20 protein-coding genes, 1 tRNA gene and 1 pseudogene are annotated in these 22,190 nt (G+C 71.4%); 10 read left to right on the top strand and 12 right to left on the bottom strand.

Going from position 1 to position 22,190, the window contains the following annotated elements; all coding sequences use genetic code 11:
- The 4 genes from ABEB06_RS17445 to ABEB06_RS17430 all read left to right on the top strand — a co-directional run bounded on the left by ABEB06_RS17445 (position 1) and on the right by ABEB06_RS17430 (position 4,713).
- Positions 1-396, top strand: coding sequence for a PPOX class F420-dependent oxidoreductase (locus tag ABEB06_RS17445; RefSeq protein ID WP_345697786.1), 396 nt, complete (start codon positions 1-3; stop codon positions 394-396).
- A 70-nt stretch (positions 397-466) separates the two neighbouring features.
- Complete coding sequence (gene cysS / locus ABEB06_RS17440) at positions 467-1,858, top strand: cysteine--tRNA ligase (RefSeq protein ID WP_345697785.1); 1,392 nt, start codon at positions 467-469, stop codon at positions 1,856-1,858.
- A gap of 111 nt (positions 1,859-1,969) precedes the next feature.
- Complete coding sequence (rlmB, locus tag ABEB06_RS17435) at positions 1,970-2,965, top strand: 23S rRNA (guanosine(2251)-2'-O)-methyltransferase RlmB (protein ID WP_345697784.1); 996 nt, start codon at positions 1,970-1,972, stop codon at positions 2,963-2,965.
- Positions 2,966-3,183: 218 nt separating this feature from the next.
- Entirely contained in the window at positions 3,184-4,713 is a 1,530-nt protein-coding gene (locus ABEB06_RS17430; protein ID WP_345697783.1) for a DoxX family protein, read from the top strand.
- 178 nt (positions 4,714-4,891) lie between these two features.
- Here the strand turns inward: ABEB06_RS17430 and ABEB06_RS17425 are convergent, their stop codons facing one another.
- The 3 genes from ABEB06_RS17425 to ABEB06_RS17415 form a co-directional block, all read right to left on the bottom strand.
- The gene (locus ABEB06_RS17425; protein ID WP_345697782.1) at positions 4,892-5,641 is read right to left on the bottom strand and encodes a nucleotidyltransferase family protein; all 750 of its coding nucleotides are present in this window, start codon (positions 5,639-5,641) and stop codon (positions 4,892-4,894) included.
- 177 nt (positions 5,642-5,818) lie between these two features.
- A complete protein-coding gene (locus ABEB06_RS17420; RefSeq protein ID WP_345697781.1) occupies positions 5,819-6,256 on the bottom strand; it encodes a hypothetical protein in 438 nt (145 codons plus the stop codon).
- Between the two features lie 170 nt (positions 6,257-6,426).
- A complete protein-coding gene (locus ABEB06_RS17415; protein WP_345697780.1) occupies positions 6,427-7,518 on the bottom strand; it encodes an ABC transporter ATP-binding protein in 1,092 nt (363 codons plus the stop codon).
- A 307-nt stretch (positions 7,519-7,825) separates the two neighbouring features.
- Between ABEB06_RS17415 and ABEB06_RS17410 the strand changes: the two genes are divergently transcribed.
- Together ABEB06_RS17410 and ABEB06_RS17405 are read left to right on the top strand one after the other, a co-directional pair.
- Positions 7,826-7,899: transfer RNA gene (locus ABEB06_RS17410), tRNA-Thr, on the top strand.
- 36 nt (positions 7,900-7,935) lie between these two features.
- A complete protein-coding gene (locus ABEB06_RS17405; protein ID WP_345697779.1) occupies positions 7,936-8,103 on the top strand; it encodes a hypothetical protein in 168 nt (55 codons plus the stop codon).
- Positions 8,104-8,127: 24 nt separating this feature from the next.
- Here the strand turns inward: ABEB06_RS17405 and ABEB06_RS17400 are convergent, their stop codons facing one another.
- On the bottom strand, positions 8,128-8,628 hold the full coding sequence (locus tag ABEB06_RS17400; protein WP_345697778.1) for a hypothetical protein: 501 nt from the start codon (positions 8,626-8,628) through the stop codon (positions 8,128-8,130).
- Between the two features lie 621 nt (positions 8,629-9,249).
- Between ABEB06_RS17400 and ABEB06_RS17395 the strand changes: the two genes are divergently transcribed.
- Positions 9,250-10,047 (top strand): type II toxin-antitoxin system death-on-curing family toxin, encoded by a 798-nt coding sequence (locus tag ABEB06_RS17395; RefSeq protein WP_345697777.1) that lies wholly within the window; start codon positions 9,250-9,252, stop codon positions 10,045-10,047.
- 1,210 nt (positions 10,048-11,257) lie between these two features.
- On the opposite strand, the pseudogene ABEB06_RS17390 reads toward ABEB06_RS17395, so the two are convergent.
- The 3 genes and pseudogenes from ABEB06_RS17390 to ABEB06_RS17375 form a co-directional block, all read right to left on the bottom strand.
- Positions 11,258-11,389: pseudogene (locus ABEB06_RS17390) on the bottom strand (site-specific integrase); the annotation flags it as partial.
- A gap of 665 nt (positions 11,390-12,054) precedes the next feature.
- A complete protein-coding gene (locus ABEB06_RS17380; protein WP_345697775.1) occupies positions 12,055-12,540 on the bottom strand; it encodes a DUF2637 domain-containing protein in 486 nt (161 codons plus the stop codon).
- 235 nt (positions 12,541-12,775) lie between these two features.
- Positions 12,776-13,102 carry a hypothetical protein gene (locus ABEB06_RS17375; protein ID WP_345697774.1) on the bottom strand — a complete coding sequence of 109 codons (327 nt, stop codon included), beginning with the start codon at positions 13,100-13,102 and terminating at the stop codon, positions 12,776-12,778.
- Between the two features lie 310 nt (positions 13,103-13,412).
- Here ABEB06_RS17375 and ABEB06_RS17370 point away from each other — a divergent pair, with 310 nt between their 5' ends.
- Positions 13,413-14,732, top strand: coding sequence for a Mu transposase domain-containing protein (locus ABEB06_RS17370; protein ID WP_345697773.1), 1,320 nt, complete (start codon positions 13,413-13,415; stop codon positions 14,730-14,732).
- 427 nt (positions 14,733-15,159) lie between these two features.
- On the opposite strand, the gene ABEB06_RS17365 is transcribed toward ABEB06_RS17370, so the two are convergent.
- The 3 genes from ABEB06_RS17365 to ABEB06_RS17355 form a co-directional block, all read right to left on the bottom strand.
- Positions 15,160-15,975 carry a hypothetical protein gene (locus tag ABEB06_RS17365; RefSeq protein WP_345697772.1) on the bottom strand — a complete coding sequence of 272 codons (816 nt, stop codon included), beginning with the start codon at positions 15,973-15,975 and terminating at the stop codon, positions 15,160-15,162.
- Positions 15,972-16,475 carry a SigE family RNA polymerase sigma factor gene (locus tag ABEB06_RS17360; protein WP_345697771.1) on the bottom strand — a complete coding sequence of 168 codons (504 nt, stop codon included), beginning with the start codon at positions 16,473-16,475 and terminating at the stop codon, positions 15,972-15,974. Before ABEB06_RS17360 ends, ABEB06_RS17365 begins: the two co-directional genes overlap by 4 nt.
- Positions 16,476-16,538: 63 nt before the next feature.
- Positions 16,539-17,894 carry a chloride channel protein gene (locus tag ABEB06_RS17355; RefSeq protein ID WP_345697770.1) on the bottom strand — a complete coding sequence of 452 codons (1,356 nt, stop codon included), beginning with the start codon at positions 17,892-17,894 and terminating at the stop codon, positions 16,539-16,541.
- A 132-nt stretch (positions 17,895-18,026) separates the two neighbouring features.
- Here ABEB06_RS17355 and ABEB06_RS17350 point away from each other — a divergent pair, with 132 nt between their 5' ends.
- Together ABEB06_RS17350 and ABEB06_RS17345 are read left to right on the top strand one after the other, a co-directional pair.
- The gene (locus ABEB06_RS17350; RefSeq protein WP_345697769.1) at positions 18,027-18,260 is read left to right on the top strand and encodes a hypothetical protein; all 234 of its coding nucleotides are present in this window, start codon (positions 18,027-18,029) and stop codon (positions 18,258-18,260) included.
- Positions 18,261-18,292: 32 nt separating this feature from the next.
- Positions 18,293-18,865, top strand: a complete 573-nt coding sequence (locus tag ABEB06_RS17345; protein WP_345697768.1) for a methylated-DNA--[protein]-cysteine S-methyltransferase — start codon at positions 18,293-18,295, stop codon at positions 18,863-18,865.
- A 59-nt stretch (positions 18,866-18,924) separates the two neighbouring features.
- On the opposite strand, the gene ABEB06_RS17340 is transcribed toward ABEB06_RS17345, so the two are convergent.
- Positions 18,925-20,499 carry an IS1182 family transposase gene (locus ABEB06_RS17340; protein ID WP_345701881.1) on the bottom strand — a complete coding sequence of 525 codons (1,575 nt, stop codon included), beginning with the start codon at positions 20,497-20,499 and terminating at the stop codon, positions 18,925-18,927.
- A gap of 109 nt (positions 20,500-20,608) precedes the next feature.
- Positions 20,609-21,682 carry an ATP-grasp domain-containing protein gene (locus ABEB06_RS17335; protein WP_345697767.1) on the bottom strand — a complete coding sequence of 358 codons (1,074 nt, stop codon included), beginning with the start codon at positions 21,680-21,682 and terminating at the stop codon, positions 20,609-20,611.
- Positions 21,683-22,190 lie beyond the last annotated feature (508 nt).

Below are 22,190 nucleotides of genomic sequence, written 5' to 3'. Positions count from 1 at the left end.
GTGGGTGTGGAACTCTCCGAACGGGCACGGGAGCTGCTGGACGGCAAGAGCTTCGCCGTGGTGGCGACCGTCCAGCCGGACGGCAGCCCGCAGGCGTCCGTCGTCTGGGTGAAGCGGGACGGCGACGACATCCTGTTCTCCACCCTGGAGGGGCGCCGCAAGCACCTCAACATGGTCCGCGACCCGCGGGTCAGCCTGGTGATCAACCCGCCGGACCACCCGTACCAGTACTTCGAGGCGCGCGGCGAGGTCACCATGGTCCGGACCGGCGGGCGGGAGCTGATCGACGAGCTCTCCCGCAAGTACCGGCACGGCAAGGACTACGACGCCGACGGCCCCGAGGACGTGCGGGTGGTGGTCCGGCTGTCGCCCCGGAAGATCGTCGGGAACATCTGACCCTCCCGTAGGTGACGCGTACCGGGAAAGGGTGGCGGGGCATGCCCCGTCGCCCACTACCCTTGAGGCTGTGAGCCTTCGTCTGTACGACACCATGACCCGCCAGGTACGCGACTTCGTCCCGCTCGTGCCGGGCTGTGTCTCGATCTACCTGTGCGGCGCCACCGTGCAGTCGCCGCCGCACATCGGGCACATCCGGTCGTACCTCAACTTCGACGTGATGCGCCGCTGGTTCGGCTACCGCGGGTACCGGGTCAGCTTCGTGCGCAACGTCACCGACATCGACGACAAGGTGATCGCCAAGGGGCTGGAGTCCGGTACCCCCTGGTACGAGATCGCCTACGCCAACGAGCGCGCCTTCAACGAGGGGTACAACGCGCTCGGCTGCCTGCCGCCCTCGGTCGAGCCGCGGGCCACCGGCCACGTGCCGGAGATGATCGAGATGATGCGCGGGCTGATCGAGCGCGGCCACGCGTACGCCGTCGAGGGCAACGTGTACTTCGCGGTCACCACCTTCGCGGAGTACCTGGCGCTGTCCAACCAGGAGCTGGACAACCTGCGCCAGCCGTCCGGCGAGGGCGAGACCGGCAAGCGCGACCCGCGCGACTTCGCGATGTGGAAGGCGGCCAAGCCGGGCGAGCCGAGCTGGGAGACCCCGTGGGGCCGCGGCCGTCCGGGCTGGCACCTGGAGTGCTCGGCGATGGCGCACAAGTACCTCGGCACCGGGTTCGACATCCACGGCGGAGGCCTGGACCTGATCTTCCCGCACCACGAGAACGAGATCGCCCAGTCCCGGGCGTTCGGCGACGAGTTCGCCAACTTCTGGGTGCACAACGCCTGGGTGACCCTGGCCGGCGAGAAGATGTCCAAGTCGCTCGGCAACTCGGTGCTGGTCTCCGAGATGGTGCAGCGCTGGCGCCCGATCGTGCTGCGCTACTACCTGGCCGGCCCGCACTACCGCTCGATGATCGAGTACAGCGAGGAGGCGCTCCGCGAGGCGGACACCTCCTTCGCCCGGATCGAGGGCTTCATCGAGCGTGCCGTCGAGCGCTGCGGCCCGGTCGACCCGGCGCCCGAGGTGCCGCTGGCCTTCGCCGAGGCGATGGACGACGACCTGGGCGTCCCGCAGGCGCTGGCCGTGCTGCACACCGCCGTCCGCCAGGGCAACAGCGCCCTGACCGCGGACGACAAGGAGAGCGCGGTCGAGCGGCTGGCCGAGGTCCGGGCGATGCTCGGCGTGCTCGGCCTCGACCCGCTGGACGAGCAGTGGGCCGGCACCGAGCGCGGCGACGACCTGCACGGCGTGGTGGACGCCCTGGTCCGGCTGGTGCTCGACCAGCGGCAGGCGGCCCGGGTCCGCAAGGACTTCGCCACCGCCGACGCCATCCGCGACCAGCTCGGCGCGGCCGGGCTGGCGATCGAGGACACCCCGTCCGGCCCCCGCTGGACGATCGACAAGTAGCCCTGACGGGCGCGACCAGTAGCCCCCCGGGGCGCGGACGGGCCGTACTCTCGACAAGAGGGACGGCCCGCACGCATGACGCAGACGACGTAGAAGACAGGAAGTACAGCCATGGCCGGCAACAGCCAGCGCAGGAACCGCCGCAACCCCGGATCGAAGAAGGGCGCGAGTGTCGGTACCGGCGGCCACAGCCGGAAGGCACTGCAGGGCAAGGGCCCGACCCCGCGCGGCGAGGAGCGCAAGGGCCACCCCAAGCAGCGCGCCGCCAACGCCGCGCTCAAGCGTGAGCGCGACGCCAAGTCCCGGGCCGGCATGCGCCGGGCCGGTGCCGGTTCGCGCAGCGGGCGCGGCGGCGCGGGCGCGGCCGAGCTGGTGGTCGGCCGCAACTCGGTGGTCGAGGCGCTGCAGGGCGGCGTGCCCGCCAACGCGCTGTACGTCCAGCAGTTCATCGACACCGACGACCGGGTCCGCGAGGCCTTCCAGGCCGCCAACGAGCGCGGCGTCCCGCTGATGGAGGCCCCGCGCCCCCAGCTCGACCAGATGACCGGCGGGCTCAACCACCAGGGCCTGGTGCTCCAGGTCCCGCCGTACGAGTACGCCCACCCGGACGACCTGCTGGCCGATGCCTCGGACGCCGGCCAGGACGCGCTGATCATCGCGCTGGACGGGGTCACCGACTCCCGCAACCTCGGCGCCGTGGTCCGCTCCGCCGCCGCCTTCGGCGCGCACGGTGTGGTCATCCCCGAGCGCCGCGCGGCCGGCATGACCGCCGGTGCCTGGAAGACCTCCTCCGGCGCCGCCGCCCGGCTGCCCGTGGCCCGGGCCACCAACCTCACCCGCGCCCTGGAGGCCTACCAGAAGGCCGGTCTGATGGTGATCGGCCTGGCCGCCGACGGCGAGGCCGAGATCGGCGACCTGGAGCTGCTCACCGGCCCGGTCGTGATCGTGGCCGGCTCCGAGGGCAAGGGCCTGTCCCGGCTGGTCTCCGAGACCTGCGACATGCGGGTGCGGATCCCGATGCCGGGTCAGACCGAGTCGCTGAACGCCGGCGTGGCGGCCGGCATCGTGCTGTACGAGGCCGCCAGGCTCCGGGCCAAGCGCGGCTGACCGTTTCTGCACGCGGAGTTCGAGCGAACCGATCGGGTCCTGTCGGGCCCGGTCGGTTTTCTCATGATCACTTCAAGCTGTCGCCCGATATCCACCCGGGAGAGTGTCCTCCGGGCCCGTCACCCGGTTAGAGGGGTGTGGACACCAGAACACCTCGGCGCCCGGGCGGCCCTGTGGGGATCCCCGCGGGGATAGACGACGGCCCCGGCCTCAACACCGTGAAGGTGCCGTCCGACCCGGCGAAGCTCAGCAGCACCCAGGCCAGCTTCCGGGTCCGGCTCGCGGCCCCGGTGGCCCCGCTGATCGACACCCCGGCGGGCGCCGCCTTCGGCGACCCGTACGGCATGCAGAGCCTCGGCGGACGGCCGCTGGTCACCCCGCAGGTCGTCGTCCCGGCGTCCTCGGTGGCGCTGGCCGGCGTCGGCGCGGCCGGTGCCGTCATCGCGGGCTCGTCGGCGGCGCCGCGGCGCAAGGCGCGGGTCGTCACCACCTGGAGCGGACAGGCGGCCGCCGGCGACCTGGCCGCCACCGGGCTCCTGGACGCCGTCCGGCTCAACACCGTGCCGGCTCCGGCGCAGGCGCCGCCGGGCGTCGAGGACACCCAGCCGCTGCACGCGGTGCCCCGGCAGGCCTCGCCGCCGCCGGGTGCCGAGGCCCCCGTGGTCGGCGTCCCCGAGGTGCTGGACGAGGCCGTCCGGGTCGGCGCGAACCGCGCCTGGGCGCCCGACGGCGAGCTGCCCGAGGTGCCGTCGATGGCCGGCGACTCCTCCAAGCACGCCTGGTACCCGGGCCGCCGGGTCGACCTCGGCCTGGTCCTGCTGCCGCTGCGGATCGTGCTCGGCGGGCTCTCCGTCTACGCCGGGTTCAGCAAGCTCTGCGACCCGGTGTACTTCGACGGCGGCGAGCGCGGCTCGATGATGCGCTGGCTGTCCTCGCTGCACCCGTGGAAGGTCGCCCAGCCGCTGCTGGACTTCGCGATGGCGCACCCGGTCGGCTCCGGCCTGGCGGTGGCGTTCATCGAGATCGTGGTGGGCGTGCTGTCCATCCTCGGCCTGTGGCAGCGGGCCGCGGCGGGCATCGCGATGGCGCTCTCCGCGGCGCTGCTCTTCACCGTCAGCTGGAAGGCCGTCCCGGTCTACGACACCCCGGACCTGATCTTCCTCGCCGCGTGGAGCCCGCTGCTGATCGCCGGCGCGCCGTTCGGCTCGCTGGACGGGCGGATCGCCCTGGAGGCCTGGCGCCGGTGCGGCCCCGGGAACCCGGGCGGGGTGCGGCGGCGGATGGTCCGGCGCCGGTCGGTGGTCACCGCGGTCGTGATCGGCCTCACCCTCCTGACCGGCTCGATGCTCGGCGCGGCCGTCCGGACCGGGAACACCCGGACCCCGGTGCGCCCGCCCACCGACTTCGGTTCGCCGATGTGGCCCGGCAACGGCCCGGCCTCGCCGTCCCCCAAGCCCACCCCGACCCCGACCCCCTCCAAGGCTCCGGCCTCGCCCACGCCGTCCCCCGGGGCGAGCAAGAGCGGCGGCGCCAGCACCAAGCCGAAGCCCGGCACCAGCCCCAGCAGCACCGGCCGCCAGCCCACCGGCGGGACCACCGGGGGCACCACCTCCACCGGCCACACCGGCACCGGCGGCGGCTCCTCCACCCCGCGCTCCACCCCGACCGGCGGGGGTGGCGGCCTGATCGGCGGCGTCCTCGGCAGCCGGCCGCCGCTGCTCGGGCTCAGCCAGAGCGAGGGCGCCTGACGAAGGGCACGAGCGACGGCGTCCGAGCGCGTACGAGGGGCCCGGGGAACCTGCACGGTTCCCCGGGCCCCTCTGCTGCCGCACGGCTCTCCTGCTCGGCCCCGGCCTGCTCTCGGCCCTGCTCTGCCCTGCCCTGTACGGCTCGGACCCGCTCTGCCCGGTCCGGGGCCCCGTCCCGTCAGTTCTGAGCTGCGGCAAGCTCCTTGGCGGCCTCGGTGAGGTCCTTCGCGGTGTCGATCGCCCGCCAGTAGACGCCCTGCGGCAGCTGGTACCCGGCCAGCCGGCGGCTGCGGGCGAGCTGCGGGAAGGTGGTCCGCTCGTGGTCGCCGACGTCCGGCAGCAGCTCGCGGAAGCCGGGGCCGAAGACGTACAGGCCGGCGTTGATCAGGAACGGCGAGGGCGGCGCCTCGATGAAGTCCAGCACGTTGCCGAACTGGTCGGTCTCCACCGCGCCCCACGGGATCCGCGGCCGGGCCAGCGCCAGGGTGGCGGTCGCGCCGCGCTCGTGGTGGAAGGAGGCCATGTCCCGCAGGCTGAAGCGGGTCCAGATGTCGCCGTTGGTGGCGTACCAGGGCTCGTCGGGGCGGGGCAGCGCGCCGGAGGCGTACTTCAGCCCGCCGCCGCGGCCCAGCGGCTCGCCCTCGACCACCGTGGTGACCTTCAGCGGCAGGTCGGCCTGGTCCAGCCACTCCTGGAGGACCTCGGCGAGGTGGCCGCACGAGATCACCGCGTCGGTGACGCCCTCGGCGGCCAGCCAGGCCAGCTGGTGGCCGATGATCGGCGTGCCCGTGCCGGGGATCTCCACCAGCGGCTTCGGGCGGTCGTCGGTGTACGGGCGGAGCCGCGAGCCCTGGCCGCCGGCCAGGATCACGGCCTGGGTGACGGCGGGCGCCGCGGTGATGGTGGGTCGGGTGGAGTCAGCGGTCATGCGGACACAATAGGGTCCGCGTCGCCGCGGACCCCGTCACGACCCTTGACCCGCCGCCACCCCTGACCCTTGCGACCGTCGACCCGTCACGACCGTCGCCCCGTCACGACTCCCGACCGGGGGAGTCCCGACCGGGGAGTCCCGACCGGGGAGTCCCGACCGGGGAGTCCCGGGCCGTCAGCCCACCACGCCCGCGGCGAACGAGCCGTCGCACACCGGGCGGGCGAAGGAGCGGGCCCGCTGCGCGTCGCCCTGGTACTTGCGGACGGCGGCCCGGCCGAGCTCCGAGGAGAGCTGGCTGCAGTACGGCGTCAGCGACGGCTTCTCGCGCATGGTGCGCTCCAGCAGGTCGAGCGCGGTGCCCGGGTTGTGGTTCTTCAGCTCCTCCAGCAAGTCGACGCGGAGCGCGTCCTGCGGGGCGAGGCCCTGGGTGCCGGGAGCGGTGGAGGTCCGGCCGATGCTGCCGTCGCCGCTGGAGGCCGCGACCACCTGCTGGTCCAGCCCGGTCGGCGGGGCCCAGGGGACGCGGGTCACGGCGAGCGTACCGGTGGTCACCAGGATCACCGGCAGGGTGAGGGCAAACGTCTGGCCGATACGGCGCACGAGCTGTTTCACGCACAGGAGCGTAGCGCTGGGTCGCGCCGCATGAGCACTCCGTTACACCATCGGGTGACCGGTGTCCCGATTTGTTCCGCCGCCCGGTTGACCGGGGGCGCACAGACGGATGAGCCCCTGCCGGACCGCCGTCCGGCAGGGGCTCGAAACCCGCGGGTACTGACCGGAGGTCAGTTGCTCAGGCGCTCGCCCGAGGTGGTGGAGAAGACGTGCGGCTCACCGCCGGCCGGGACCACGTTGATGGTCTCGCCCTTCTGCGGGATCTGCCGGCCGTGCACGCGCACGACGATGTCCTTGTCCTCGCCGCTCACCTTGGTGGTGCCGTAGACGAAGCCGTCCGCGCCGAGCTCCTCGACGACGTTCACGGTGACCGCGACGCCCTCGATGCCGCCGGCCGGGACGATCTCGAAGTGCTCCGGACGGATACCGACGGTCACCGACTTGTCGGAGCCGGCCTTGGCCAGGTCCTCGCGCGAGATGTTGATGACCGAGCCGCCGAACTTCACGCCGCCGTCGACCAGCGGAACGTCGATCAGGTTCATCGCCGGGGAGCCGATGAAGCCGGCCACGAACAGGTTCGCCGGGCGGTCGTACATGTTGCGCGGGGTGTCGACCTGCTGCAGCAGACCGTCCTTGAGGACCGCGACGCGGTCGCCCATGGTCATGGCCTCGGTCTGGTCGTGGGTGACGTAGACCGTGGTGATGCCCAGGCGGCGCTGCAGGCCGGCGATCTGGGTACGGGTGGAGACGCGGAGCTTGGCGTCCAGGTTGGACAGCGGCTCGTCCATCAGGAAGACCTGCGGCTGGCGCACGATCGCGCGGCCCATCGCGACGCGCTGGCGCTGGCCGCCGGAGAGCGCCTTCGGCTTGCGGTCCAGGTAGTCGGTCAGGTCGAGGATCTTCGCGGCCTCTTCGACCTTGGTGCGGATCTCGGCCTTGTTGACGCCGGCGATCTTGAGGGCGAAGCCCATGTTCTCCGCGACGGTCATGTGCGGGTAGAGCGCGTAGTTCTGGAACACCATCGCGATGTCCCGGTCCTTCGGCGGCAGGTGGGTGACGTCGCGGTCGCCGATGCGGATCGCACCGCCGTTCACGTCCTCCAGGCCGGCCAGCATGCGGAGGCTGGTCGACTTGCCACAGCCGGAGGGGCCGACCAGCACGAGGAACTCGCCGTCCTCGATGTGCAGGTCCAGCGCGTCCACGGACGGCTTGGTGGCGCCCGGGTAGATGCGGGTCGCCTTGTCGTACGTCACGGAAGCCATGACTGATCTCCTTCACCGGCAGGAACGTGCCGGACGATCCGAGTAAAGGTTGGATTGTTGTTCGGCCGGTCCCTCGCCGGTGGTCTGAACCACGGGCACGGGCCGGCTCCTCGCGACGCTACCTGTCCGTTCATCTGTTTGTCAGCCCTCGCCGGTGGCCGAATTCGGCATCGGTCCGATCACAACCGGGACACATCCTCCCGAACCACCCGCGCCCCGCCGCCGCTGATATCCGCCGCCACCGCCCGCGCCCGGCCCGGTACACTGCCCACTGGTACCGGCGTGGTCCGCCGCGGACGGTCACCGTGCCTCCTTAGCTCAGCTGGCCAGAGCACCGCTCTTGTAAAGCGGGGGTCGTCGGTTCGAACCCGACAGGGGGCTCCGCGCCGGACATGCCGAAAGGGCCGGCTCACGAGGGTGATCCTCGAAAGCTGGCCCTTCGTCGTTGTTCGGGTGGTGAAGCCGGTCAGTCCGGCCGTGACCCACTCGTGCCACGCCCGCCTGGTGCGGCCCGCGATCCAGCCGTTCCAGAAGTTGGTGCGGCGGAGCGTGCCGTCGCGCGGTCCTGTGAAGAAGAAAGCCTGAGCCGCCTGTAGGGCGTATCCGCCGTCACCCGGCGGACGGAGTGGCGACCTTTTGCGTGGACATGTTGGTGGTGGACACGTAGACGCTGTCGGACGCCGGATCGAACCAGAAGGTCGCCGAAGTGGCCACGGCCAGTTCACGGTCGAGCTCCGGGCTGTGCAGCCAGACCGCGCCGCTCGGCAGGAAGGGGGCGAGTCCCGCGGAAACCCCAGGAAGCGCCATGTCCCGGGCCTCCCGCCCCTTGAGCAGACCAGCCACCGCTCCCGGCTGGAGTCGCACCACGGCATCGATGGAGAAGTCGGACGGCCCGGGCACCCGACCACCCGAGTTGTCGTGCAGGTCGAACTGCCAGTGGGCTTCGGCAAGCTGGCCCAACCCGGGCAGACGTGCAGTCAGCTCCGTTGTGCTGGTGCGAATTTCGAGCTTGGTCGGCGCAGCAGTCGGTGGCGGCTCGGCCTCACTGCCGCATGCGGTGACCGGCGCCATCAACGACGCGGCCGCCAGCAAGCCGTTCCGTACCTTCATCCGAACCCCCCAGCCGCGAACGGGACCGGCATGGTCCGCCGGACCGCCTGCGATCCTATGGGCCATCAACGGGCCGAGGTCCTTGGCGGTGGCGCTGGGACGGTCGCGGCCCGTACCAAGCCAAGCATCGCCTGAGGCCGAACACGCCTTCAGGAAGCAGGCTGTTACGAGTTTCGCTACTTCATCAAAACGCGCACAGCGCGCCAGCGCGCGGCCCTGGCCGCTCGCCGACGCTCCTGTCTTCGCCCCGCTCCGGCGGCGCCCCGGCCGTGCCGGCGGACGGACGGCAGAAGAGGGCTGAGCCCAGAACCCCGCAGGGGCTGGGGCGGACGGCTCCACGGTTTTACCCACCTGCCAGGACCGGGACCCGCACCGAGCAAGACCGGGGGGCCACTCGGCCAAATTGCGGTCAGCCCCAACAGCCCTGACCGAGTCGCAACAGCTTACGGCCCCCCGATCATGCTCGGACCCAGACCAGACAGGACACCGGCCAAAACCGCTCCACCGCCCGCGCGGTTCCCACTCGACTCAGGCGAAGTTCGGTAGTTCCGAGACAACGAGATCCCTGAAGACTAGGCTTTGGACTGCCGCACGAACGCCGGGTTTATCCAGGGAGAATCCGTGGATCTACAGCATCTCGAAACGTCAGATGTCCTCCAAATCTACGACCACCTAGTCAAAGACTTCTCTGAGAACGAAGATCCAATCGCACCAGCCGGCGTGCGAGATGAGAACCTCCTTGAGTCTGCGGTTAGCCGACAGATGGTAGGTAGCGGCACGGCCCTAAAATATGCCAATCCAGTTGCGAACGCCGCCACCCTTGGATATGGACTCTGCAATAATCACCCATTCTTCAATGGGAACAAGAGAACTGCACTGGTTGGCATCTTGGTGCACCTGGATCGCAACAAGCTCTGCCTATGGGGAACCGACCAGGACGAGCTTTATGAGATGATCCTCGCAGTAGCCGAGAAGACTATCGTCGAATGGGCCGCCGAGCGCCTCGGCAGGGATATCGAGTTCCTGGAGGGTGAGAGCTCCTCCGATGTAGAGGTGCGATATTTCTCCGACTGGCTTAACCAGCACGTGGCCCCGGTGAAGCGAGGCGAGCGGTCGATCAAGTACCGTGACCTCAGGAAGCTAATCCAGAAGCACGGCTTCGATCTCCAAAACGCAGCCAAGAGCTTCATTCACGTGGTCCGGGTTCATGAGGGCGGATCCACAACCAACATCGACACAATTGTCTTCCCTGGCTTTAACCGGGATGCAGACGTCCAGGTCGTGAAACGTGTCCGGGAACGGTGCCGACTTCGCGAAGAAGACGGCGTCGACACTGAAGCGTTCTACGACGACTTCTACCCAATTGATGAGTTCATCAACAAATACCGGCTCGTCCTGCGGCGGCTCGCTGACACGTAAGCAAGCACGGCGTCCGTTACCTCAGACCCGCACGCTCCGGCCTCGATCGCCAGGGCGTGCCACAGTCCGTGCCAGATCGACCGGTACGCCACGGTCAGCTGGGGTCACTGGCGGGCTGGTTTGCTGGTCTCGGCCGGGCCGTATCTGCGCAGGTCGCGCGTGGTGAGCACCTGCCGCCCTCCGGAGGTGGCTGCTTACGGCCAGCGTCTTGACTCAGTCATTGAGGCTCCGCCACTCGCGAATTCCGCCAACGGTACCCGCTATTTGAGTTGAATTGAGTGTTTAGTAGCCCATTGCCGGGCGGCTCGGTCAGATAGCTTCATGCTGAGCTGGTAGTCCGAGTGCACGATCCGCCCGTCAGGAGCAGTGATCCACCAGTGCCAACGCAGGGCATCCGTTGTGCCGAGGCCGCCGGCTCGACTCATGTTCTGCTCAATGTGAAGGTCACAAAGACCGTCAACTGGTGGGTTGCGCAGCATCTTGAGCCTAGCCAGAGGGCTCAATTTCATGAACTCATCCCAGTCATCGCGCCCTGTGCGAGCCTTGTACGTTGCTCGGGCTTTCGCCTCTCGCCTCTTATTCATGATCACCTACCAGTGCGACGTTACATTCGCACTACTCTGTACACGTTACGACTGGGGGCGCAGATCTGCAGATCTGCAGAACGCCGGTTAGCTGCCAGCCCGGCTTTTGGCCGGGCCGTCTCGGGCCGTGCGAGTGGAGCCACCGGCACTCAAGGATGACAACCACCGATCACTTCCCTGCAGGTCAGGGGAGTGATCGGCGCTTGTGCCGCGGCGGCGGGCCGGCCTTCCGTGCGAGCGGCTGTACCTGTTGGCGGCAGCAGACGGTTGACCCCACCCTGGCCCGGCTCGAACACGGCTGGTCCCCTCCACAGATGGAGCGGCACGTAGGGGTCTTGCACCGGCCGACGCAGGGCAGGGGCAGCGTATCCGCCGTGCCACAGGCGTGCCAGATCGGGCGGTACGTAGCGGTCAGTTACGGGCGTCGGCGGCGTTGAGGGCCTGGAGCGGCCAGGTCGGGAGGGCCGCAGGTCGGAGCAGGTTCCCCACGTCAATCCTTGTAAAGCGGGGGTCGTCGGTTCGAACCCGACAGGGGGCTCATTGGTTTATGCAGGTCAATGGCCTGCAAACGCAGAAAGGCCCCGGACCGAGAGCGGTCCGGGGCCTTTCGACATCTCAAGCTGACATCAGCGGGCCGGTCGGCGCCGCTTCAGCAACCGGTCCATGTGGCTCATCGCCGCCCGCTGGTTGTCCTGGACCACGTGTACGTAGATCTCCATCGTGACCGCGATCTGGCTGTGTCCGAGGATCGCCATCAGATCCTGCGGTTGCACGCTGGCTAGCTGGGGGCGGGCGAGAGGTCCGACTCACATCAAGCCGCGGTGGTGTCCGTGCCTGCTGACTTGACGTGGCGCAGGCGCTCGACACTCGGCCTGGCGCCGACGTGATCAGGTGCAGCCGGGTCTACCGAGATCGGCACGGCATCGTGGCCCACAGCACGTCATGGATTCCGGCCTGCTACGGGAAGCTCATCCCGCAACTGGCGACGGGGGAACTGGCTCAGTCGGGCGCGAAGATCCCCGTCGGCGCGGCCGTCGGAGGCTCCCCGTTCCGCAGCTTCCACCAGGCGAAGGGCGAACCTGGACGGACGCCTCCTGTGATCGACCTCCTGATCGAGCACCCTTGATCGAGCACCCCTGATCGAACCCGGGCGGTCCGGTCTCCGCAGGCACGCGGAGGTCGGACCGCTCCGGCGGGCGCGGCGTGGCCCGTCCACCCGCCGCGCGCGCACCGCCTCCGCACACGATGGGGTGAATCCGTGGAGAAGTCTCCGAGTTGACCCGTGCATATGCCGACGGCTCCGTAGGGTGGCACTGCTGTACGCGTGACGGATCGAAACCGTGACGAAGAGGAGCTGTCGTTGGCTGCTCAACCCCCCGCTTGCCCGCCGGTGGTGGCGCCCGGCGGCCGTCCCCCCGTCCGACTACTCCGTTCGCCGGGCCCGTGCCACGTGCCGGGCCCGTGGGCGCCGCACCTGCTGCGGCGCGACGAACTGGCGCACGAGCTGGTCCAGGCAGATCGCGGCCGCGATGGGCGGAAGTCCCGCGACGATCATCTCCGGCGCGCTCCGGGACATGTCGCAGATGCACAGGCCGGTCGCGGCGGCTGAGAACGCGAGGACCACGACCCACGAGTGGACGGACCGCCGGCCGTCGAGGGCGGCGCGCAGGATGGAGAGGCATCCGGCGAGCCACGGTCCGTACACGACGGCCGGCCAGAGCTCCGAGAGGCCGGGCGGCACGCTGGAGAAGGCCAGATCCTGCAGCGGGGCGTAGGACAGCGTCCAGCCGAGCACGCACACGACGGTCACGGCCACCGCGATCAGGGTGCGGAACAGTTCGCCGACCAGTCGGGTCCGCCGCTCGGCCGTCGAGCGGGCGCGTCGGCGTTTCCGAGAGCCGCGGGACACGTGGAGGTGGTCGGTCTCCGGGGGCGGGTCCGTTCGGTGCGCCCGAGGGGGCGGGACGAATAGGTCCGGATTCCAGGTGCCGAACATTTCCATGGTCGGCGAAGTGCTGCTGTCGGCATACGGCGCGTTCGCTCCGGAATACCGGTGGAGGTGCTCGTCGGCCGCCGCGTGGGGCGGGCGGTCCAGGATGTCGTAGGGGGACGGGCCGGACGGTCGGAATAAGGAGTCCGGGTGGTCATACATGGCTCGGCCTGTGCTGCGTCGACTCGGCGGAACGGTCGCGCCGTCCGCACATCCCGGGAGTGATGGCGATGATCGGCGGCGGCGGTGTGCCGCCGCGGACCGCGAAGCCGATCTCGAGCTGGCGAATGGTGCGGAGGAATTCCGCGAGAAGTCGGGAGCAGTGCCGGAGGATGACGCGCTCGCCGTTGCGGACCAGGTAGCCGGTCTGCACGTCACCTGCGGCGTTGGTCCGGTCCGGCACGAAGAGCCAGCTTCCGATCGGACAGATCGGATCGCGGTGGCGGGGGCTCGAAGCAATTTGATCACGCGTGGAAATCACGTCCGGCTCAACGAAGCCGCCTCGGCCCCGGTTGTGCGGAATCCGGGTGTCCTTCCATCCTAGTTTTCCGGCCAGCTCGCCCGAGTTCCCCGGCCCGGGAAGCCGAGATGTCCATGCTATCGCCACGGGGGTGGCGCGGCAGGGATTTCTGCTCACTGAAATTACCCTGTGCGCGATGAACGGTGAAACGTTTCACTCGATTCCGATCTTCAAATCATTGATGTAGGGTCTCGTCCCTGCGAAGAATCCGAGTGAATTCGGAGGCGGCGTGTCCGGCACGCCCTGCACGTGGGGGTTCGGAATGCTCACCATGGCGGAGTACTTGGACGCGTGTCGGCTGCGCGCCCAGGGCTGGTCGATCACGGCGATCGCCGGCCACCTCGGGCGCGACCGCAAGACCGTGCGGTCCTACCTCGCGGGGGAACGGGTGCCCGGGGTGCGCGCCTCCACCGAGGACGCGTTCCTGGTCTTCCTGCCCTACTGCCGCCGGAGGCTGGAGGACGATCCGCACCTCCAGGCGAGCGTCCTGTTCGACGAGGTCGTCGAGCTGGGCTACGGCGGCGGCTACTCCACCTTCACGCGTGCGCTCCGCCGCCACCGCGTCCGACCGTCGTGCGGGCTCTGCCACCTCGGACCGCCGCCCGGTCCGACGGGTCCGCGGGGCCGGGCCGTGGAGGAGATCCGGTTCCGGTGGATCCCGCTCGGACGGTCGCGGTCGGCGCCTCCGGGAGGGGACCACGTGCATCTCCTCACCGGCACGCTCGCCGGATCGTCCGACGCCGGCCGCTGGCGCGGCGTGCTGGTCGACACCGCGGACTTCCCGCACGTGGTCGAGGGGGTGGACGAGGTCCTGCGGCGCCTCGGCGGCACAGCCCCGCGCTGGTGCTTCGACCGGGCAACCCCCCTGCGCTGCCCGGCCACCGGCCGGCTCACCCCGGCGATGGCCCGGGTCGGCCGGTACTACGGCGCGGAGGTTGAACTCGACCGGGCCCGGTGCGCCGACGAGGACGCGGAAGTGGCCGCCCTCAGACGCTGGTGGAGCGATGCCGCCCACGGTGCGGGCGAGGCGGAGGCCCAGGTGCTGGTCGACCGGCTGGCGCTGCGCAGCGACCGGCGGGCGACCACGGCGGACAGGGTGCCCGCAGGGAGGGCGCCCACAGAGAGGGCACCCGTCGAGAGGGTGCCCGCGCCCCGCACCGTCCTCGGCGGCCCGGGATCGCTGTGCGAGCTGCCCGGCTCTCCCTATCCGGTGCGGCTGCGCGTGCGCCGCGTCGTCGGCCCGGCGGGGCTGGTCCCGTTCCGCGGCAACTTCTACTCCGTCCCGCCCGACCTGGCCGGGGTGGTCGTGGAGGTGAGCCGGCGCCTCGACGAGACCCACCTGTCGATCGGCACGACCGCCGGAGCGGTGATCGCCTGCCACGAACTCGCGCCGCGCGGCGCGGGGCTGACGGTGGCCGGCGGCCTGGAGATCGTGGGACTGGGGGGCTCCACCCGGCACCGCCCGGTCGAGGTACGGCCTTGTCCGAGCGCCGGAATCCGCCGCCCGCTCTCCGCGGAGGCGACGGCCGAGGCCGAGCGGCTGCGCGGGCTCAATCGCGTCCCGCGGCCGGCCCCGGCCGCACGGGGCTGAGCGCCCGGGCCCGACGAACTTGTTCGCGGGATTTTCTGATGAAGGGGTGCCGGATTTCGACGTGGAAGACCTCCAAGTTGAGTTGAGAGACCCCGGCGGATCCGACGGGCGATCGTCGGCCTGATTGCAGCGTCTGGACGGGTTGCTGCCCGCCGCCGGCCGAGCCCAGGCGCGGCCCGGCTGGGTTCGGCGCTGACATCGCCGTCCGACATCAGCACGGGCGTACTGCGTGGGCCCCTTGGAGGCGCCCGCGGTCTGCGGGGGTGCCGGGGCGCGCGGCGCCCGTGAGTTACCCACACCCGCCGATGAAGCTTGTAGAGCGGGGTCGTCGGTTCGAACCCGACAGGGCTCCGTGACAGATGCGCCGGAAGGGCCGGCTCGCGAGGGTGATCCTCGGGGGCCGGCCCTTCGTCGTTTCCCGGGCGGGTCAGTGGCTGGGGAAGGTGAGGGCCAGTTGGTGCCAGACGGGGTCCTTGGCGAGGGCGGTGAGTTGGGCGCCGTCGAGGAGGGGGGAGTTGGGGTAGGGCTCGCGGCGGTGGTCGCCCGGGCCGGGGACGTTGCCGGCGCCGGCGGTGATGAAGGTGCCGTCGGGGCGGCGCAGTTCGGCGCGCCAGTCCTGGAGGTCGCCGACGGTCGGGAGGTAGACGGTGAGTTGGCTGCCGTCGGGGAGGGCGGTGACCGTGCAGTCGGGGATGGGGCAGGGGTCCGCCGTCCGTGGTTCGGCACGGGCGATCTCGATGTGGACCGAGCCGGTGCGGCTGCCGTCGGTGACGGTGTAGGAGGCGGCGATCCGGTAGGCGCCGGGCAGGCCCTTCGGCGGGGGGCCGTACGTCCAGGGCAGGCTGAGCCGCAGCGTGCCGGGCAGCTTGGACCGGAGCAGGTCGAGGGCCTGGTCGGGGGTGGCCGGTGTGGCGCTGGGGGAGGGGGTGGCGGGGGCCGGGGCGGAGGTGCTGCGGGCGGCGGGGGGTACGGGGGCGGGGGTGGTGGCGCCGCCGGGTGCGAGGGCGATTCCCGCGGTGCAGGCGAGGGCGACCGCACCGGCCGCGGCGACGGTGCGGGTCAGGGTGCGCAGCCGTCGGCCGCGCCGCCCGCGGCGGATCAGTTCGGCGACCGGGACGGCGCCGACGGGTCCGAGGGCGCCGACGGGCCCGAGGGCGTCGAGGGGGCCGGCGGCGTCGGTGGTGGTGCGGCGGTCCGCCAGGTCGTGCAGGGCGTGGGCGATCCGCTCGTCGTCCTCGGTCACGGGGTGGCCTCCTGGTTCTGCAGCAGGGCGGTGCGCAGCCGGGCCATCGCCCGGGCGTTCTGGCTCTTGACGGTGCCGATCGAGCAGCCGAGCGCGGCGGCGGTGTCCTTCTCGGAGAGGTCCTCGACGTGGCGCAGGACGACGACGGCGCGTTGGCGGTCGGGCAGGGCGCGCAGTGCGCGGTGCAGTTCGTCGAGCGGGTCGAGGCGGTGGCCGTCGGCGTGCGGGGCGGCGGATTCGGGCGGGTCGGCGGCGAGGAGTTCGCGCCGTCGTCGGCGCCACCAGCTGACGTGGCCGTTGACGAGCATCCGCCGCAGGTAGGCGTGCGGGTCGTCGGTGGCGGCGCGGCGCCAGCGGACGTACAGCTTGACCAGGCAGTCCTGGAGCAGTTCCTCGGCGCGGTGCCGGTCGCCGGTGATCAGGGTCGCGGTGCGCAGGTGCCGGTACCAGGCGGCTTCGACGAAGGCCGCGTAGGCGGCGTCCTCGGTTTCTCGACTCACGACGCTCTCACGCGCGGAGCGGGGTGAAAGGTTGTCAGGGCGGCCGAGGGGTTTTCGCGGGGGTCAGGTGGTGTCCGGGTGACCGCCGGCGGCGGTGGCCGCGGCGGGTGCGGTGGCGGCGGGGGCGGGCGTGCGGCGGAGCAGTTCGGCGGTGACGAAGGCGGTGACCGAGGCGACGATGATCAGGGGCGTCTCGGGGACGGACTGGCTCCCGAGCAGGACGGCTGCCAGTACGGTGCTGGTGAGGGGCAGCCGCGTGACCGCGGCGCCGGACGCGGCGAGCCCGGTGGCCAGGCCGGCGGCGGTGCCGTAGCCGGGCAGGGCGCCGCAGGCGATGCCGAGCGCGGCGCCGATCAGGATCGCCGGGAAGATCGGGCCACCGCGCAGACTGCCCAGGGCGATGCCCCAGCCGAGGCCCTTGAAGACGACCAGGGCGATCAGGGCCCCGATCGGCCAGGCCTGCGGGTCGGACGCCAGCGTCCCGAGGGTGATCTGGCCGGACAGGGCGGCCTCCTCCGGTGACCGGCCGGTGGTCAGCGCGTACGCGGCGATGCAGATGCCGACCAGGACCGCGCAGGCCACGGTGCGGACGGCCGTGTGCCGGGAGGTGAGGCCCGCCACCCGGTGGCCGAGCGTCTGTCCGGCCACGAGCACCACCGCGATCAGGACGGCGGTCGGGATGCCCCACAGGAAGTCGCCGGCGTCCGGGGTGAGGGCCTTGGGCACCCCGGACAGGGACAGCGCGCCGATCGACAGGCCGGTCCAGTTGCCGAAGCCGGTGAAGACCAGCGCGCCGACGCCCGCGGACAGCAGGCAGGGCAGGAGCAGCAGGGTCAGCTGCGGACCGCCCAGCCCGGCCGCTTCGATCATCATCACGGCCGCGACGATCGGGCTGCCGAAGATGGTGGAGATCGCCGCGGTGGAGCCGGCCGCGCCGAGCATCGGCCCGACCCGGGGGTTGGCCGCGCGCTTCGCCCGGCTGACCGAGAGCAGCGCCAGACCGCTGCCCATCGCCATCAGCGGCGCCTCGGGGCCGAGCACGACGCCGAGCGGCAGGCCGGCGAGTGCGGCGAGGACGACGGAGGGCACCGCGATCGGAGGGGTGGGAGGTCCGCCCAGGCCCTGGACCGGGACGTGTCCGCCGTGCCCCGGCAGCTTGGTGATCACCGGGGCGACCAGCAGGCCGGCCAGCAGCAGGGCGGGCAGCGGCCACCACCAGGGGGCCTCGGCGTAGTCGAGCTGCTGGGGGAGCGTCTCCCACACCCAGTGCTGGAGCTCGTGCTCCAGGCTGACGAAGCCGAACGCCGCGAGCGAGACCGGGACGCCGACCAGGACCGAGACCAGCAGCAGGCGGGCGTACCCGGAGCTCATCAGCATGGCGCGCAGCCCGGGGGGCCGGCCGGCGTCCTGCTGAGGCATCTGCGCTCCCTGCGGCTGGGGACGGTCGTCCTTCCGACCCTCCGGGCTGCGGGGCGGTGCGGGCGAGCGGAGCTGCGCCGAACGGGCGAGCGGCCGTACCGTGGACGAGGGGGCCACCGAGAGGAGGCCGCGATGCCCGGTTCGATGACCATCGGCCACACCGACGCGCTCGTGATGCTCAGCCATGCGGACGCGGAGCGGCTGGCGGCGATGCTGCGGGAGATGTCCCGCCTCATGGGGAGGCAGCCGGCCGACGTCCGGCTCTCCGATGCGCAGATCGGCGCGCTGAGCGGGGGCGAGGCCGATCGGGACGAGCTCGCCGCGTGGTCCTGGCAGCTCGCCGAGTACCTGCGCCAGCACCTCTGACCCCGTCGGTGCCGCCGGGTAGGTTGGCGGGCATGGACCGTTCCGGCCTCGCCGACCTGACCTGGGTGACCGTGGGCACGCCGCTGCCCAGTGGGCCGATGAGGTTCGGGGTGACCGATCGCGGGGTGGCCGCGGCCACGTACACCGCGGACGGCCTGGGCGGGCTGCCGGTCGGCGGCCCGCCGTGCTCCGACGGGCGGCGCGCGGAGCTGGTGACCGAGCGGGTCACCGCCTACTTCACGGCCCGCCGGCGCACCCTCGACCTGCCGTTGGACTGGCGGCTCAGCTCCGGCCCGCACCGCGCCGTGCTGCAGTGCCTGCAGACCGAGGTGGGCTGGGGCCGGACCATCACGTACGGAGAGCTGGCCGCCCGCAGCGGGGTGTTCGAGGAGCTGACCGAACCCGGTGCGGCGGCCCGCACGGTCGGGCAGATGATGGGCGCCAACCCGCTGTCGCTGCTCGTCCCCTGCCACCGGGTGGTGGCGGCGGACGGCCTGGGCGGCTTCGGCGCGGGCTGGCGCGAGGGCCCGGAGGTCAAGCGCTGGCTGCTCACCCTGGAGGGGGTGCTGCAGCCGACGCTCGACTGGGACGGGCCGGAGGTCTAGAAGTCTGATGAAGATCTTGGCATTGGGAGGGCTGTCCCGGTTGGGGCGGCCCTTCTGCGCTATGTGGTGGTGGGGGTGATGGTCCAGGTGTGGCGGGTGCGGGTGAGTCCGAGGTTGATCAGTCGGCGGAGGTTGAGTGCGGCGGCGCGGTTGTGGAGCCAGGTGTCGTTCCTCAGGACGCCTCGGTAGGGGACGCGGCGGTTGGCCTGTGCGGTGAGCCAGGCAATGGCGCGTTCGACCGGTGGCCGCCAGCGGCGGTATTCGGCCTGCCAGTCGGGGTCGGCTGCCTGGTCGCGGGCGGCTTTCAGGCGGTCGTAGTGGGCGTGGACCTGGAATGCTCGGCCGGTCTTGGAGCGGGTGCACCGATCGCGCAGGGGACAGTCGGTGCAGAGCTTCTTGAACTGGGCTGCCCGGGCGCCCTTGGCATCCGGGCGGCCGAGGGGTTTGGTGTGGCCGGCGGGGCAGGTGACGGTGCCGGCGTGGGTGTCGACGTGGAAGTCGTCGCCGGTGAAGCCGCCGGGGACGGCCTGCCGCAGTGGCGGGGGCTTGATGATCAGGGTGTGGCCGTCGTCCTCGAGGGCTTCGCGCAGGTCGCCGGTGCCGTAGGCGGTGTCGCCGAGGACGGTCAGGGTCCCGGTCTCGTCGGCGAGCAGGTCCTGGGCGACGGCGGCCTCGTGGTTGTCCGCTCCGGTGCCGGCGGTGAGGGCGACCTCGGTCAGCAGACCGGTCTCGGGCTCGAACGCGGCGTGGGCGCGGAAGCCCTCCTGGTGGCGGGTGCGGTTCTTGTGGATGTGCCGGGCCTCGGGGTCCACCGTGGACACGATGCGGTCGCGGGCGGTGCCGCGGGCGATCCGCCATCGGCCGTCGCGTCCGTCGGAGCCGTCGGCGACCTCGACGTCCTGACCGGCGACCAGGGCCAGCAGTCCGACGGCGTCCGCGGCCTTCTCGTCCAGTGGCCGTTCGGGCAGGCGGCCCAGCAGGTTCAGCGCGTCGGTGACCAGGGCGTCCACCAGTGCGGTGCGGGCGGCCTCGTCACTCCAGGCGATGCGGGGCTTGCCCGGGTCGGTGTAGTCGTGGGCGGTGCACCACGCGGCGGCGGTCCGCTCCGCGTCGGGGACGTCCCGGATCACCCGGCGGATCGCGGCGATCAGCTGGGTGACGGTGTCCTGGGTGGCCACCGCGTCGTCCAGCACGGTGGAGTCCAGCGCCCGCCGCTGCCTGCCCCTGAGCACGCCGGTGGCCGCCACCACCTCCTTGACCCGGGCGAACAACCGGTTCGGATCCGGTGAGCGCTGCAGCCGGCGCCGGAAGTAGGCCAGCAGCGACGGGTCGAACGCGGTGTCGTGCAGGCCGAGCCCGCACGCGGCCTTCCACCGCAGGTCGCACCGCAACTGCTGGACCGTGTCGACGTCCGACAGGCCGTGCAGGCTCTGCAGGACCACGGCCGCCGCCAGGACCTGCGGCGGCATACTCGGCCGCCCGTTCCTCGACGGATACATGTCCGCGAACATCGAGCCCGGGAACAGGGCCTCCCGGTGCTCGGCCAGGAACGCGAACACACTCCCGGCCGGGATCAACTCCCGGCAGGTCTCCCACACATCCGGCCCGACCAACTCCCCAGCCCATTCCCCCATCGCCACGAAACGAGTCTGGCCCCACCGCACACGCGACGAGGCCAGAACCCAACATCTTCATCAGACTTCTAGGCCGGCTCGTTCCGGTACGCGCCGGCCGGCGCGTCGCTCAGGCGGGTTCGAGTTCGGCGGTGCGGGTGGCCAGTGGCGCGGTGGCCCGGTGGGGGAGGACGGGCTGCGCGGTGGCGACGAGGGTGTAGTCGCGGAGCACGAGCTCGGCGGTGGGCAGCAGTCGGGGGGTGCCGCCGAGGGCGAGTTCGACGGCGGCCCACGGCAGGTTGAGGCCGCACAGCCGCAGCTGGTGCAGGCCGCCGGAGGGGCGGGTGTTGACGTCGAGGACCACCGGCCGGCCGTCCGCGTCGTGGCGGAACTGCACGTTGGACAGGTAGCCGACGCCGAACTCCTCGACCAGGCGGCGGGCCGGCTCCAGGTAGACCGGGTCGGCGGTGAAGCCGCGGCGGCGCCCGCTCTTGGTCCGGCCGAGGGCGGTGAGCAGCGGGCCCTCGGGGGAGGTCAGGCAGTCCACCGAGACCTCGGGGCCGCGCAGGTAGGGCATCACCAGCAGGTCGGCGGGCTCCTCGGCGGCGTCCAGTGCGGCGACCACCAGGTCGAGTTGGACGCTGGCGTCGACGAAGCCGGCCAGCCGGCGGAGGCTGAACGGCTCGCGGGTGAGCATCCGGAAGCCCTCGCCGCCCGCGCCGTTGGCGGGCTTCAGGCAGGCCTGGCCGCCGGTGGCCTCGATCTCGCCGACCGCCGCGAGCAGCTCGTCGGCGGTGCGGACGTGCCGCCACAGCGGGGTGGGCAGGCCGATCGCGTCCATCGCGGCGTAGCCGTCGGCCTTGCTCTCGAACACCGCGATCGCGGCGGCGCTCGGGCAGACCAGGGCGGTGCCGATTTCCTCGAATTCGAGGCGGTGCAGCGAAATGGCGAGCTGGTTGAGCCGGGGCAGGAAGACGTCTATTCGGTTGCGGGCGCAGAATTCCAGGGCGAATTCCAGGTAGGCCTCGGGAGAGAGGCCGTCGGGTTCGAGCGCGCCGAAATCCGCGGCGGCCAGCACCGGCGAATCGGGATCGACGTGTGTCGCGTACACCTCGACCTGCTGCGGAGCGCTCCTGAGCAGGTCGATGAAGAAGACGTTCTCGGCGTAGGTGCGGTTGAGCCAGACGCGGACAGGGGCGCTCACGGAATTCTCCCTGAAAAAGGGCGTGATGGTGGAGAGGGCGCAGTCGGGCCACCGGATTCGGCCATCGCATCCGCCGCGCTCTTGAGGTGGCACCTTAGCGCCCGCGGAGGGCCCGGAGAACGGGGGGTGGGCACCGTTTCGGCACCGGGTGGCCCCGGCCGGGCCCGTGGCTCCGGCGGAACTGCCGGTCAGGTCGACAGCTGCTCTCAACTCCCTTGCTGGGCAGTGGAGTTGGTGGAATGTTGCGGGCCGGTTCCGGCGGGTGGGCGGACGTTGCGATTGGGTGAAATCTCGGCCGGGGGCGGGGAGCGGGCCCGGTGCGCGGGGCCGGGGGTGCGGAGCCCGGCCCCGGGGTGTCGCGGGGCGTCGCTCGAACACCGATCGAACGGCAGTCGGGCTGGTGATCCAGTCGTCCTCTTTGTCCACCCATATTGACCACTCGTTTGAGTGATTGCGGGAATACCTGAATGGCCGTCAGCATGGCTGATGCAGAGTGTCAACGCGGCCA

Origin of the sequence: Kitasatospora terrestris (assembly GCF_039542905.1) — a bacterium.
Taxonomy (GTDB): Bacteria; Actinomycetota; Actinomycetes; order Streptomycetales; family Streptomycetaceae; genus Kitasatospora; species Kitasatospora terrestris.
The sequence above is the reverse complement of the archived record's forward strand: the minus strand, read 5'-3'. Positions and strand labels throughout refer to the sequence as shown.

Excerpts from the sequence above, each read along its gene's own strand:
- ABEB06_RS17400 (WP_345697778.1), bottom strand. The coding sequence starts at position 8,628 with ATGAAGGTACGGAACGGCTTGCTGGCGGCCGCGTCGTTGATGGCGCCG.
- ABEB06_RS17425 (WP_345697782.1), bottom strand. The coding sequence starts at position 5,641 with ATGACCGCTGACTCCACCCGACCCACCATCACCGCGGCGCCCGCCGTC.
- ABEB06_RS17370 (WP_345697773.1), top strand. The coding sequence starts at position 13,413 with ATGGCGGAGTACTTGGACGCGTGTCGGCTGCGCGCCCAGGGCTGGTCG.
- rlmB (WP_345697784.1), top strand. The coding sequence starts at position 1,970 with ATGGCCGGCAACAGCCAGCGCAGGAACCGCCGCAACCCCGGATCGAAG.
- ABEB06_RS17345 (WP_345697768.1), top strand. The coding sequence starts at position 18,293 with ATGGACCGTTCCGGCCTCGCCGACCTGACCTGGGTGACCGTGGGCACG.
- ABEB06_RS17415 (WP_345697780.1), bottom strand. The coding sequence starts at position 7,518 with ATGGCTTCCGTGACGTACGACAAGGCGACCCGCATCTACCCGGGCGCC.
- ABEB06_RS17350 (WP_345697769.1), top strand. The coding sequence starts at position 18,027 with ATGCCCGGTTCGATGACCATCGGCCACACCGACGCGCTCGTGATGCTC.
- ABEB06_RS17355 (WP_345697770.1), bottom strand. The coding sequence starts at position 17,894 with ATGCCTCAGCAGGACGCCGGCCGGCCCCCCGGGCTGCGCGCCATGCTG.
- ABEB06_RS17340 (WP_345701881.1), bottom strand. The coding sequence starts at position 20,499 with ATGGGGGAATGGGCTGGGGAGTTGGTCGGGCCGGATGTGTGGGAGACC.